This is a genomic window from Rothia nasimurium, from assembly GCF_014217215.1.
Classification (GTDB): Bacteria; Actinomycetota; Actinomycetes; order Actinomycetales; family Micrococcaceae; genus Rothia; species Rothia avistercoris.
Genome location: NZ_CP056080.1, coordinates 446873 through 459668, shown reverse-complemented (window position 1 = coordinate 459668; position 12796 = coordinate 446873). Strand labels below are relative to the sequence as shown.

General features: G+C 50.6%; 12 protein-coding genes. 4 read left to right on the top strand and 8 right to left on the bottom strand.

Going from position 1 to position 12796, the window contains the following annotated elements:
• Nucleotides 1-65 precede the first annotated feature (65 nt).
• Genes wecC through HWU94_RS02220 form a run of 4 tightly spaced genes read left to right on the top strand, consistent with a single transcriptional unit; the run spans nucleotide 66 to nucleotide 5680 of the window.
• On the top strand, nucleotides 66-1319 hold the full coding sequence (gene wecC / locus HWU94_RS02235) for a UDP-N-acetyl-D-mannosamine dehydrogenase (protein WP_185174131.1): 1254 nt from the start codon (nucleotides 66-68) through the stop codon (nucleotides 1317-1319).
• Nucleotides 1320-1321: 2 nt separating this feature from the next.
• Nucleotides 1322-3586, top strand: coding sequence for a glycosyltransferase (locus HWU94_RS02230; protein WP_185174130.1), 2265 nt, complete (start codon nucleotides 1322-1324; stop codon nucleotides 3584-3586).
• 4 nt (nucleotides 3587-3590) lie between these two features.
• Complete coding sequence (locus HWU94_RS02225; protein WP_185174129.1) at nucleotides 3591-4847, top strand: glycosyltransferase; 1257 nt, start codon at nucleotides 3591-3593, stop codon at nucleotides 4845-4847.
• Complete coding sequence (locus HWU94_RS02220) at nucleotides 4844-5680, top strand: hypothetical protein (RefSeq protein WP_185174128.1); 837 nt, start codon at nucleotides 4844-4846, stop codon at nucleotides 5678-5680. Before HWU94_RS02225 ends, HWU94_RS02220 begins: the two co-directional genes overlap by 4 nt.
• 9 nt (nucleotides 5681-5689) lie before the next feature.
• On the opposite strand, the gene wecB is transcribed toward HWU94_RS02220, so the two are convergent.
• The 8 genes from wecB to HWU94_RS11580 form a co-directional block, all read right to left on the bottom strand.
• On the bottom strand, nucleotides 5690-6829 hold the full coding sequence (gene wecB, locus HWU94_RS02215; RefSeq protein WP_185174127.1) for a non-hydrolyzing UDP-N-acetylglucosamine 2-epimerase: 1140 nt from the start codon (nucleotides 6827-6829) through the stop codon (nucleotides 5690-5692).
• A gap of 45 nt (nucleotides 6830-6874) precedes the next feature.
• Complete coding sequence (locus HWU94_RS02210) at nucleotides 6875-7702, bottom strand: ABC transporter ATP-binding protein (RefSeq protein ID WP_244955999.1); 828 nt, start codon at nucleotides 7700-7702, stop codon at nucleotides 6875-6877.
• Nucleotides 7686-8585 carry an ABC transporter permease gene (locus HWU94_RS02205; protein WP_185174125.1) on the bottom strand — a complete coding sequence of 300 codons (900 nt, stop codon included), beginning with the start codon at nucleotides 8583-8585 and terminating at the stop codon, nucleotides 7686-7688. The genes HWU94_RS02210 and HWU94_RS02205 overlap by 17 nt, the downstream gene beginning before the upstream one ends.
• On the bottom strand, nucleotides 8585-10255 hold the full coding sequence (locus HWU94_RS02200) for a glycosyltransferase family 4 protein (protein ID WP_185174124.1): 1671 nt from the start codon (nucleotides 10253-10255) through the stop codon (nucleotides 8585-8587). The genes HWU94_RS02205 and HWU94_RS02200 overlap by 1 nt, the downstream gene beginning before the upstream one ends.
• Nucleotides 10252-11532, bottom strand: a complete 1281-nt coding sequence (locus HWU94_RS02195) for a glycosyltransferase family 4 protein (RefSeq protein ID WP_185174123.1) — start codon at nucleotides 11530-11532, stop codon at nucleotides 10252-10254. Before HWU94_RS02195 ends, HWU94_RS02200 begins: the two co-directional genes overlap by 4 nt.
• A gap of 49 nt (nucleotides 11533-11581) precedes the next feature.
• On the bottom strand, nucleotides 11582-11755 hold the full coding sequence (locus HWU94_RS02190) for a hypothetical protein (protein ID WP_185174122.1): 174 nt from the start codon (nucleotides 11753-11755) through the stop codon (nucleotides 11582-11584).
• A 277-nt stretch (nucleotides 11756-12032) separates the two neighbouring features.
• Nucleotides 12033-12239, bottom strand: a complete 207-nt coding sequence (locus HWU94_RS02185) for a DUF3073 domain-containing protein (protein WP_185174121.1) — start codon at nucleotides 12237-12239, stop codon at nucleotides 12033-12035.
• A gap of 317 nt (nucleotides 12240-12556) precedes the next feature.
• Nucleotides 12557-12784 (bottom strand): hypothetical protein, encoded by a 228-nt coding sequence (locus HWU94_RS11580; protein WP_244955998.1) that lies wholly within the window; start codon nucleotides 12782-12784, stop codon nucleotides 12557-12559.
• Nucleotides 12785-12796 lie beyond the last annotated feature (12 nt).

Sequence of the window (12796 nt, the reverse complement as noted above, 5' to 3'; positions counted from 1 at the left end):
ATACCAGACGTTGATGTTTCGCCACCCGATACGTCATCGCTCTGCCAACTCGTTAGGTGAAACTCTTGTCTACCCGCACTGTTGCTTTCGTAGGTCTTGGCTACATAGGCCTGCCTACTGCCGTTGTAATGGCTAATCACGACCTTAAGGTCACCGGCGTTGATATCAATGCCGCTAACGTTGAGCGCATCAACCGTGGTGAAGTTACCATCGTTGAGCCGGGCCTTGAAGAGCAGCTGCAAAAAGCTATCTCTTCTGGCAACCTCACTGCCACCACCGAAACGCCCCAGGCTGACGTCTATGTCATTGCAGTCCCTACTCCTTTCAAGGAGAACTACGAGGGGGACCTTTCCTACATCATGGCAGCTGCAGAAAGCATTGCGCCTCAGCTCAAGGGCGACGAGCTGATTATCCTTGAGTCCACTTCTCCCCCCAAGACCACTCAAAAGCTTGCTGCTAAGGTTCTTGAACTTCGCCCCGACCTCGCTGCAGATGGTAGCGAGAACCCTGATGGTAAGCCGGTCATCTACTTTGCGTACTGCCCCGAACGTATTCTGCCCGGTTACGCGATGGAAGAGCTCATCACCAACTCCCGTATTATCGGTGGCCAGACGGCAAAGGCTACTGAAATTGCCAAAGAAATTTATGGAGCTTTCTGCACCGGTGAGCTGGTGGCAACTGACGATGTTACCGCTGAGATGGCTAAACTCACCGAAAACTCATTCCGAGATGTCAATATTGCCTTTGCAAATGAGCTGTCGCTGATTTCTGACAAGCTTGGTATTGATGTGTGGGAGCTTATCAGCCTGGCGAATAAACACCCTCGCGTGAATATTTTGCAGCCTGGCCCCGGCGTTGGCGGTCACTGTATTGCTGTTGACCCCTGGTTCATTGTGTCGACCGATCGAGAGAACTCTAACCTCATTCGAACTGCGCGTGAGGTTAATGACGGTAAGCCTGAGTGGGTTATTTCAAAGGTGAAGGAAGCTGCTGGGTCTTCCCCTGAGCCGGTGATTGCGGCTCTTGGTTTGGCTTTTAAGCCGAATATTGATGACTTACGTGAATCCCCTGCTATGGATATTACGAAGCGTCTTGCAACAGAGTTTGGTCACGGTACCGTTATTGCGGTTGAGCCCAATGTTTCTTCCTTGCCCAAGAAGCTTGAGGGGATTGATAACGTTGAGTTTGCCGACTACGAAACTGCGATTGAGCGCGCAGATATCGTAGTTCTACTGGTCGACCATGATGAGTTTAAGACTGTAGCGGCAACTGCATTAGCAGGTAAACAGGTTGTAGACACTAAAGGAATTTGGCGCTAACAATGAATAATATTGGACGAAAAAACCTATTTAAACATCTCACCGCCCCGACCATACTAACAGTGTTGGTTCTCATTATCTGCATCATTAAACAGAATCTAGCTGCAGGTATGGTATCTGTGCTTATAGGTATAGCATGGTGTACACTGATAACCTACCGGTTGGTTGACAGGCAAATACTCTACTCTGCCAGTACAGCATCGCGAACAGGCCAAGCTAGCGCAGCAGAAACTCTTTCTCGTGTAAAAGAGTTGGGAGACCTTGCGGATTCAGCTCAAGAAAATACTTTAGCTCTTCTTGATGAGATTAAGAATCTCAAAACAACTACGGACGAAGTTCTAATGTTAACTGGACGAACTGACCGTCGCATTCTTAAGAACGGAATAGTGGTAAACAATGTTGCAGGTTCTACTGGGCGATCCGCACCTATCATTCGAGATATTCAAAAAACAGTCAATGCTTTAGCAAAATCTGCTCCTGTATCACAGTTGCCTGCTGCTACAAATAGTTCTTCAAGCGGCAATAGTAGCTCACCGTCGAAGCCCTATTCATTTCCTCCCGTAGAGCCTTCTTCTGCGACACCGGTATTTCCTGATATCAAAGTTGCAGTGGTAGCAGATGAGTTCACGGCTCGTGCATTTGCATATGAGTGGAATACTGTTGAGCCCACGCCAGATAACTGGCACAGTATCCTTGAAGAATTTAAGCCAGATTTTCTCTTTGTGGAGAGTGCCTGGGAAGCAAATAATGGGTCTTGGCGTTATCACCTTGTGGGTCAATCTGCGCCCCGTCCTGCTGTTGTAGACCTGATTAAATACTGTAAGGATAAAAATATTCCTACTGTATTTTGGAACAAAGAAGATCCTCCCCATTTTGAAGATTTCTTACCTACAGCTCGCTTGTTCGATTATGTATTTACGACAGATGGCAACCTTATTCATGAGTACCAAGTCCGATTAGGCCACGATCGAATAGACGTACTTCCATTCGCGGCACAGCCCAAAATTCATAACCCAGCTAGAGTCAGCAAGATTGCTCGAGACCGCGAGATTGTTTTTGGAGGGATGTATTTTAGGGATAAGTATCCTGAGCGTCGCGAACAGCTGGACATGATTCTCCCGGCTGCTGCAAAGTTTGAGTTGGATATATATTCCAGAAATTCTGGTGAGGATATTAAATATCGTTTCCCTGATGAATACATTAAGCTGGTAAAAGGTAGCCTTCCTTACCCACAAATGCTCACTGCCTACCATGCCTACAAGGCTGTAATAAATGTTAATTCAGTTGTAAACTCAGAGACGATGTGTGCTCGGAGAATATTTGAGGCCACAGCTTGCGGTGCAGCTGTAGTCACTGGCACAACAGGCGCTATTCGCAACTTCTTTCCGAACCAGATGCTTACAGAAGTTCTTTCTGAAGAAGATGCTTACCATAAGATAAGAGCTCTAGTACGTTCTGACGAATACCGTGAGCGGAAGGTGCACCTAGCTCAACGACATGTATGGGCTAACCACACCTATACTCAGCGTGCGCTCCAGGTAATGAACGCTCTTGGAATTCGCACACCTCGTATATCTACCAAAAGAAGCTTTTTCGTAACCACAAACCGACCCAATCATCTTGAAAATATTTTTCAGAACTATGCTCGACAAACTCTCGACAATAAAGAGCTAGTAATTTTAACTCATGGTTTTGAAGTGACAAATGATCAGCTCAAGATGCTCACTGACAAGCATAAAGTAGATAGATTACGTATCATGACCGCTCCTGCGTCTCAGACCCTAGGAGCAAATCTTAATCAACTCACTGATGCTTGTACCGGAGACATTCTCTTCCGTATGGATGATGATGATTACTACGGTTCTAACTACGCGCTTGATTTAGAAAACGCATTGAAGTTCAGCAATGCTGCTCTGGCTGGGAAAGCAGCTTCTTATATCTACTTCGAGGAAATGAATGGCACAGTGCTGACCTACAGCGGGCATGAAAATCGATACACAGACTTTATCCGTGGCGCTACATTCTGTGGCTGGAAAGAGACATTTGAGCGTTTTAAGTTCCCCGAAATGGAACGTTCTGAAGATTCTTCATTCCTACAGCAGGTTATAGATGCTGGTGAAAAAATTTATGCCGCTGATCGTTTTAACCTTTTAGTTATGAGAAGGTCAGACAAAACAACCCACACCTGGACTATCGATGATTCTAAGTTATTTGCTACAGGTGAAATGAAATTTATAGGTGCAAATACAGAACAAATTGAGGTTTAAGGCAATGCTTGATACAAAAAAAGTATTTTTCATTGGTGTTACACGTTTCTCACTATACATTCCAAAATCAGCAAGCTGGAATCTTTCAGCGTCAGCGAGCTCTGCAATAGAGTACAAGAATAAACTCTACGCTAAAGAAAGGCTTGATCCAAGGATTGATATCTTTCTAAATATTTCACTTCCACAGATTGCTCTCGCAGCCCAAGAGCACAATATTGTGCACATTGTGCAATACTCTAGCAGCTTACCCATTAAGTATAAAAAGAAGCTAGATGAGGCTTCACAAAAATATGATTTCTTAAAAATATTCTGTAACGACTCTATGGATCAGCACTCCAGTATTATAAACGATACTGCGAAGTCCATTGCAGAGTTGTACCCTCAAGATGATGTGGTATACAGCTGGTATCGTCTTGACGATGATGATCTGCTTGGAAAAGATTTTTTTTCTATGGCGACCCCCTACATTACAAAGACTCATGTTGCATACTGCCTGTCCTTTGGAAGAGGCTACACTGCCTTATACCACAATGGAAATTTGCGCAATATCAGAGAATGTTATCGGCCGAAAACATCTGTGGGGCAGCTTTATATTTGTATGTACAGCAAGTCAAAAGATACTTTTCTAGAGCCACCACGGCAAAACCATGCTGAAATTGATAAGTGGGCTCCAACTATAATTGATTCACGCAAGCCGAACTTTATTACATTACTTCACCCTAACCAAGACGGGCACCAGCGAGGTACAGGATTTTTAGCTATCGAGCGTATTTATAAAGAACAGTCTTTAATGCCTTACATAAACTACGAGGACAGTAATCTATCACTGTATTTTCCCAAAACACTAGATAAGCTTGGGGGGAAAAACTTTATCTTTATCAATTCCCTTAGAAATTCTTCTACACCACCTATCAAAATCTCAACTAAATCGATAGATTTTAGCTATCCCCCACAAAGCGTTGGACTCATCGAAGTAAATTTTCATTTCACAATAAGCTCACCCGCTGTCGATAGTAGAGTTTTTATTTCATTTGAGTACGAAAATAGTTTAGGTCTACCAGATGAAACAGAGCTTTGGAAGCCCTACGGGACGAAAGAGATGGTTACAGGAATTATTGCCAATAAGAATAAACTTATCGGCAGAAAACCATTTTATGTTCATCCTGATAAAATTCCAACAAAAATCAATATCTGGCATTCAAGGTCAGCAGAGGGCCTAATTACTCTTGATTACTTTTCTATAAGTAGTGATGCTTCATGATACGAATTCCCGCTTCTTCGCTCAGCTCTTACCTATCACCAGCAAAAAAAACAGAGACAATAAAGGTTCTGCAAGAAACATTTGATATAGACATCCACTTCAATATACATGAAAATCCAGAATTACCTGTCATTGTTTTCCTCAATGGAGCTGTAGACAGGTCAAGAAGTGCAGATGGTTTGGTTTTTCAGAGAATGACTTGGGCACCCGAGATTGAGGCGCATTGTATTTTTATCGCAGACCCAACCATACAGCTAAGCTCTGATATAAGTATTGGCTGGGGATTAGGCAATAAAGATCACCATGCTATACTCGCCATGAAAACAGCACTAGATAAACTTCTCGCAGCCTTAAAAAATATTGGTTTGATCAATAAAACCGATAGCTTCAATATAGGATTTTTTGGAAGTTCAGCAGGTGGATTTCAAGCATTATGTCTTAGCGCGCTCTACAAGGGGTCTCATGCCTCTGTTATCAACCCTCAAATTGATATAACACACTATTTTGATAAAGAAGTGCGCGCTGCATTATGGAGCAGTTTTGGAACAAGCTCCATAGAACAAGTCTCGGGCTTATACGAAAGTCGACTAAACGTATTTTCATTCTACAAATCCCTCAATTTTACACCCAGCTCAAAGATATACATAAATACTGACTCACAAGATGATATCAACCTGGATTTACCTACAATAATTAGGCATATGGGGGATAATCCAAAACTAAACGATTTATTTTCTGTTATTTTTTATTCTGACCCTCTCACAGGACACAACCCGCCAAATAAAGAAAAAAGCATGAGAATAATAAAAGAAATCATCAAACAGATTAACTAAAAAAATTAATTAGGAAAATTCTTTTATACGTTTACCTAGATTAAACAGCGCCTCCAACGCAGCAATAGTTCGTTCTGCTGCCTTACCATCACCATAGGGATTTACAGCATTAGCCATAGACGCATAATGTTCATCATTCTCAATCAGAGCAGAGACCTCATCCACAATCCGCTCCAATTCAGTACCGATGAGACGCACGGTACCGGCCTCCACAGCCTCAGGGCGCTCAGTATTCTCACGAAGTACCAGTACCGGCTTACCCAAGCTCGGAGCTTCCTCCTGCACTCCCCCAGAATCAGTCAATACCAGGTGAGCAGCCTTCATCACGTGAGTAAACTCTGCATAGGCAAGAGGCTCCGTTACGATGACGTTCTGCAGGCCCTCCAGCGAAGGAAGAACAGCCTCACGTACCAGCGGGTTCTTATGGGCGGGGAAAACAAAAGTGAAGTCAGGGAACTTACGCGCCAGCTCAGCAACAGCCTGACCGATACGTTCCATAGGCTCGCCCCAGTTTTCACGCCTGTGCGTCGTCACCAAAACCATCGGGGAGCCGTTCTCGATAACCTGCTGTACAGCAGAATCCTCAAACTCAACAGTCTTTTCAACGGTTACAAACAAAGCGTCAATCACAGAGTTACCGGTTACCACGATATCTGCTTCGTTCACGCCTTCGCGTAGCAGGTTAGCTTTTGACTCAGCTGTAGGAGCCAGGTGAAGGGCAGCAATCTGACTCGTCAGCTTACGGTTAGCCTCTTCAGGGAAGGGAGAGTTAATATCTCCCGAGCGCAGGCCAGCTTCAAGATGCACCACCGGAATCTGGCGGTTAAAAGCAGCAACAGCAGCCCCCATCACCGTTGACGTATCACCCTGCACAATCACCGCATCAGGGGCGTATTTTTCGTAAATAGCGTCAACACCACTAATCACCTTAGCCACGATGCCGTTAAGGCTCTGGCCAGCAGACATAATGTTGAGGTCTTCAACGGGTTCGATACCGAAGAGCCCGTTGACCTGATCCAGCATCTCCCGATGCTGCCCGGTTACCACAGCAATCGACTCAAACTTCTCAGAAGCCTCAAGCGCCTTAATAATGGGGGCGACCTTAATAGCCTCAGGGCGGGTGCCGTAAACGGTCATCACTCTTTTCATATATGTCCTTTGATCGTGTGTAGTGAGATGTTGTCTTAGGTAATTCTATTCGTCTACGTTGTCAGCAAGATAGCCAGATTCCCCCAACTTTTTTGCATCTGCCAACAACCCGGCAGCTTTCTCATCGTCGCCCTGCGACAGGGTGTGAGCATACCAGCGGTACTTACGCGCAACTGCACGCGCATCCCCGTCCATAATCAGCTCGCCCTCATCTATCCACAGGGCCCGGGTGCACATCTCTTCCACGGTTTGAGCAGCGTGTGACACCAGAAAAACAGTACCTGCCTGATCCAGCAGACCGTCCATCGCCTTTTTAGCGCGGTCAGCAAAAGCAGCATCGCCCGCACTCAAGGCCTCATCAATGAGCATGATCTGGGGCCGAGCGGCCATCGAAATAGCAAACCGCAGACGTGACCCCATGCCAGATGAGTATGTCTCCATGGGACGATAGACGGCGTCCCCAATTCCGGCAAGCTCAATTACCCCGGCACGAGCAGCCTCCACCTCAGCCATGCTCATGCCCATCGCTAGGCAGCCCAAAGTAATATTGTCGTCCCCAGACATCGTGGGATTTAGAGCCGCAGAAATACCAATCAGCGTGGGCTGGTCAGATGCTAGCACCTGCCCATGAGTCGGTGGCTGAAGACCCGCTATTACCCGCAGAAGGGTGGATTTTCCGGCTCCGTTCTTGCCCACCAGACCGATAAATTCACCCTCAAAAGCAGTAAACGAGACGCCGTTGAGAGCCCTTACATTCCTTTTTTGCCTGCTAAACCTACCGGTCTTAAACCGGGTGGTGTACTCAACATGCACATCATCGACCAGCACATTGAGCTGTTTCTGCGGAGTATCTTCACTAGGAAAGCGAACCATAGCGTTCCTCCGCATCAACAAAAAATACAAATCCAACAAGCACCAGCAGAATCACCCAGAGCAGCAGCAACAGCCACTCATACATACCGGGCACGGTGCCCTCAACCAGTACCTCCCGGTACATATTGAGCACAATAAACAGCGGGTTTGCCTCAATGAGGGCAAGCGCTACTGGGTGATTAATAAACCGTTCAATCGGGAAGATAACCCCTGACCCAAACATCAGGATGCGGGTAATAAACGAAAAAAGCGCGGTGGTATCTGGAATGAAGTAGCCGATTCTGGCAATCATCAAGATTAGGCCGGTATTAAACAGCACCTGAAGAATAAAGAGCGGCACGATGAGCAGCCAGGTCCACGAAACTGTCACATGCGGCGGTATGAGGATAATCCCCGCCAGCATCACCGCAATCATCGGTAAAGCTTCCAGCGTGTTCTTCAGAGCTAAGGCAACCGGTGGGAGGGCGCGCGGAAAATTAAAGCCCTGAATCAGGCTCTTATTTTGCTTCATCACCGATGCTGCAGAGTTAATAGACTGTGCGGTGAACTGGAACATCAAAATACCGACAATCAGGAAAGCCGGGAAATTCTCCATACCCCGGTCAACCCGAAGAACCAGGCCAAAGAGCACCCAATAGAACATCACGTCCATCAGAGGCCTCAGGAAAAGCCACAGGGAACCCAGCCGGTTATCGCTGTTACTCGCAAAAACCTTGTAGAGAGACTGGTGCCAGATAAAGGCACGGTACTTCCACAGACGCTGTAGGTACAGGCGGTAGTTACCGCGCACCCCCACGGGCCGTAATTTCCCGCGAGTAACGAGTCCCTGATAGTGGCTGTACTGGCTGTTCAGTTCCAGACGTCCACGGGCGTAGTTGGGCATCAGCTCTCCTTGGCGGGGGCAGGGGAATAGCCTTCTCTGTAGAAGCTTGCTCCGCCCCCATCGGTCAAAAGACTATTGTAAATCTCTTCCACAGTAGCCGCCTGGGTTTCCCAGGTCCTTGCCCGGGCTAACTCCCGCCCCTGCGCCCCCAAGCGGGCGCGGGCGTCCGGATTTTCCGATAAAAACAGCAGCACCTCCGCAAAAGAAGCGGGGTCACCTGCCTGCCCTACCATACCGGCAGGCTGCTGCCCCTCAGGGTACACGAGATCAGCTAGGGGCGGTAAGTCACTCACCACCACGGGGCGCCCCAGCGCCATAGCCTCGATAGGTTTAAGGGGGGTGACGGTGCGGCACACCTCATCATTGGTACGGGGGACGACAAAAACATCTAGAGCCTGATGCGCAACCGGCGTCAGTTCAGGCGTAATCCGGCCTAAAAACACCACGAAGTCGGCAATGCCCAGTGAGTGAGCTAGTTTCTCAAGGCGAACCCTATCGGTGCCGTCACCGGCAAGAAGCACACGGGCGTCCACGCCCTGAGCACGAAGCAAGGCTAGAGCCTGCAAGAGGGTGTCGAACCCCTCATAGGGCACCAGCGAGCTCACCGACCCGAACCAAAACCCGCCCTCGGGCATCCCCAGCTGAGCCCTTGCCTCGCGGGGGCTAAGGCGCTGCTCCAGCAGAGAGGAATCTACGCTGTTGGGCACCACAGTAATCCGGTTCTCGGGGATGCCGCGCGCTATCAGGCTTGTCTTCATGGTCTCCGACAGGGTGAGCACATGGCTCGCTGCCCCCATCATCTGCGTTTCGCGTGACCGGGTTAAAAGAAAACGCTCGCTCTGGGCGGCAGCTACCTGCAGGTGTTCCGGCTGCTTCGACAACCAGGTTTCTTCAAGCACACCGCGCACCTCATAGATCCAAGGCACCCCCCAACGCTCCGCGAGCGCCTGCGCCACGAGCGCGTTGTGGAAGTGGGTGGTGGTGTGAATCAGCTGGGGAGGCTGACTGTCGTAGGTTCGGGCAAGGTGGGTAGCCCACTGCTCTAGACGCCCTGTGGTGGTTGAAGCGAGCTTCCAGGGGAGGTAGCGGCGGTAGGTCACCGGTCCAACCTGCGCCGTGTCGTCTGCGGTCAGGGAACCTACCATGACCGGGTAGCCGATGCGGGTGTGAGCAGCTAGCTGGATGCCCCGCTGTGCTAGGGCGCCCAGCAGGCGGTGGGTGCGTAGGGTGTAGCCCGACTGGGTGGCGGGAAGCGAGTTGGTGAGCAGGTGCAGCACGCGCAGCTCCCCGGTTTCCGGGGCGGACGCCTGCGCCCCCTCCCCCGGCTGACCGCCGGTCGTTGCGGGGATAGTGGGTGTATAGGCGGGAAGTCCCAGTGTGAAACCCGGACTCAGTAGCGCTGCTTCCGCTTCAAGTTTTTGGGTCAAGCGACGTTTACCCTTGCTTCGAGCAGAAGCCAGGGCCTCAGTGACCTGCCCTGCGGACCATAGCGTGCGGGCAGCGTCCGGCGACGGCGATACCCGCTCCAGGGCAGGAGCCAAGTGAGTACGAATTCCCACTGGAGCTCGCTGCCCTACCTGATTCAGGAAGGCAGCCGGGTCTGTACGTACCAGACCTATCACCACCGTTGCGGCCAGAGTGGCGTTTCTGAGCAGATGCAGGGCTCTCATCGGTTGTACTCTTTGCTGATGACCGTCTCTAAGACGGTGAGGTATTTCTGCGCCAGATGATCGTAGTTAAAGTGCTCCAGCACGAACTGCCGCCCCCTATCATTAGTGTGTAGGCGGGAGCGGTCGTCAGCCAGCTCAACCCATAGGTTGGCAAGGTCTTGCGCCGATTCTGGGGCGAGATGAATACCCGAGGCGGACTCCCGCAAGATACGTTCGGCCTCGCCCTCAAGCAGGCCCACGACCAGCCGCGGCACGGTCAGTAGCTCGTATAGTTTTGAGGGTACGGTCCAGGTAAATACCGGAATACGCCGTAAAGATACATGGTTAACATCAGCCCACTCGTAGTGCTTACGCACTGAAGAGCGCGGCTGCAACGGCAAAAACTCTACCGGTAGGTCTCGAGATTCTGCTGACGCAATCAGCTGGTCACGTTCAGCGCCCTCGCCGATGAGACGAAGGGTAAATTTAGTATCGGGGCGTTTCTTCACCGCAAGATCAAGCGCATCGAGAAGAACCTTCAGCCCCTGCGAGCGCCCCATAGTACCGGTGTATAGGAGGCGTAGTTCCCCCGCCCGTTCGGGGAGAGGCTCGATCGCGCTATGGAACAGGCTGGGAGTAACACCGTTGCTGATGGTGTGAACGGGCTTAATTCCCCGCCCGCATAGCACCTGGGCGAAGCTCTCGGTTGTTGTCACCAGGGCATCAGCCCTTCGCTGGGCGCTAGTGACAGCTCGTGCAAAAACCCGACGAGCTCTCGCCACCGGTGCTATCCCGCGCACCGGAATCTGAGGATCAGCAACAATATCGGGCCAGGCATCCCGCATCTCGAGAACTAGCGGAGCCCTCAGCAGTTTTTTAGCAACTAGCCCAGCACCTGCGCTAGGAACGCCCGGAACCGTCGCCACTACAACGTCAAAAGAAGATTTCTGCAACCTCAAAACCGTTGTTGCTACCATCGTGCCCAGGGCAACGACAATCTGGTCTAGGGTTCGAGTCGTACCAGAAACACCGTGCAGAAGATACGGCACCCGAATAATTCTTTCCCCGTATTTACCCTGATGAACCCAAGGAGTGCCCCTAAACTTTTCACGAATCGACGCGGTTGCTACCGCATCGGGGTAGTGCGGAGGAGGGCAACACACAGTCACCTGGTGGCCAGCTGCCTGCCAGCGCTTGACCAGTGCGGACCAGCGGCGCTGAGGAGCTCCAATCTCAGGTGGGTAGTAGTGTGTGATGAGCAGTATCTTCATGCAGGTATCAAGTGTGTAGAGCGACACCCATTGTGTGCTATTACTACCTTACACTTTCTCACCCCTGCTGGCGGTCTTACCCGCGGGCCCTTACCGTCCCATCTTTACTCTCTGTCGCGGCATGATGAGGCTCTAGGCAGCCGATGAGGGCGGTAAGTCGAGTGGTTTTGGATTTGACCCAGCTGGTCTTCTGCTCTGCCTGGGTCTGCTGGGTGTTCTGTTCGATGTTCTGGTCTGCGCTGTTGTTCATACCTTCAACTATGGGCGGCTAACCCATGACGAAGGCTTGTCTAACCTACACCCCAGCTGTGACTGCAACCGAGCGTACCTGGTCGAGCGCGGACGTCCGCGCCTTGACCCGACCAGACCACTTATCTGTGGCGCTGACCGCCAAATGTGGCGACGCCACCGCCACCTTTGGCGGTAGCCACAACATGTTGCGCCCGCACCTATACAAAAGCCCGCCACCGGCGACCGGTGGCGGGCTAGAAAAAGAGACGGGAAGAACCCGCGTGGTGCTACGCGGGTTACTTCTCCTGATAATCGTCGGCGTACTTATCTGCGTATTCTGCGTAGTCGTCCTCGTCATCGTACTGATAACCAGACGTCTTAGGCCGAGAGCTGGTGCTCTTGCTCAGTTCGCGTTCGAGTGCAGTGTAGTCGGTGTCGGGGCTGAAGTACTTCATCTCCCGAGCCTGCCGAGTTGCTTTAGCCTTCTGACGGCCGCGCCCCATGGCGAGACCCCCTCTTTATCGCTCGTATCTGGCCACCCGCGTGCGCGCAGGGGTGTACCAGAAAAACTTTCAGTCTTTTCTGTATCTAAGGGTACATGTTTTTGCGCGTCTTTGCTTGCCTGTTCGTCACATGAGATGTAAGAAACTGCTAAAAACCACAAAAATATAGAGAACGGTCGTTTTATTTCGCATAGAGCCCCTCCTGGCAAAGAGAAGCTCCGCGTCACCCGACCAGAAAGAGGTGACGCGGAGCGGTAGGGCAGCCGGCGAAGTTCTAGGCTGCGAGTGTCGTTATCGCCGGCTGAGTCTATGGGGCTTTAGGGGCGGCCGCCGAAGCCACCCATGTCACCTGCGGCAGCACCGGAGGTTGCGGTAGCGGTACCGGCCTCTGAGCCATTGCCGCCGGTGGAGGGGCCGTCGACGATGTACTTGCGGTCGACGCGGGTCTGCATGGCTGCTTTGGCGTTCAGTTCGTCCAGGCTGATGCCGGGCCAGTGGGCCGGGGCCAGGGTGGCGGTGTTCTGGGTGAAGGCTGTAGCAGTCATGGCGGTCTTTCT

What these genes read in the sequence shown, in the direction of transcription:
- HWU94_RS02210 (WP_244955999.1), bottom strand. Translation starts at nt 7,702, where the DNA reads ATGGTTCGCTTTCCTAGTGAAGATACTCCGCAGAAACAGCTCAATGTG.
- HWU94_RS02220 (WP_185174128.1), top strand. Translation starts at nt 4,844, where the DNA reads ATGATACGAATTCCCGCTTCTTCGCTCAGCTCTTACCTATCACCAGCA.
- HWU94_RS02225 (WP_185174129.1), top strand. Translation starts at nt 3,591, where the DNA reads ATGCTTGATACAAAAAAAGTATTTTTCATTGGTGTTACACGTTTCTCA.
- wecB (WP_185174127.1), bottom strand. Translation starts at nt 6,829, where the DNA reads ATGAAAAGAGTGATGACCGTTTACGGCACCCGCCCTGAGGCTATTAAG.
- HWU94_RS02200 (WP_185174124.1), bottom strand. Translation starts at nt 10,255, where the DNA reads ATGAGAGCCCTGCATCTGCTCAGAAACGCCACTCTGGCCGCAACGGTG.
- HWU94_RS02185 (WP_185174121.1), bottom strand. Translation starts at nt 12,239, where the DNA reads ATGGGGCGCGGCCGTCAGAAGGCTAAAGCAACTCGGCAGGCTCGGGAG.
- HWU94_RS02205 (WP_185174125.1), bottom strand. Translation starts at nt 8,585, where the DNA reads ATGCCCAACTACGCCCGTGGACGTCTGGAACTGAACAGCCAGTACAGC.
- HWU94_RS02230 (WP_185174130.1), top strand. Translation starts at nt 1,322, where the DNA reads ATGAATAATATTGGACGAAAAAACCTATTTAAACATCTCACCGCCCCG.
- HWU94_RS11580 (WP_244955998.1), bottom strand. Translation starts at nt 12,784, where the DNA reads ATGACTGCTACAGCCTTCACCCAGAACACCGCCACCCTGGCCCCGGCC.
- HWU94_RS02190 (WP_185174122.1), bottom strand. Translation starts at nt 11,755, where the DNA reads ATGAACAACAGCGCAGACCAGAACATCGAACAGAACACCCAGCAGACC.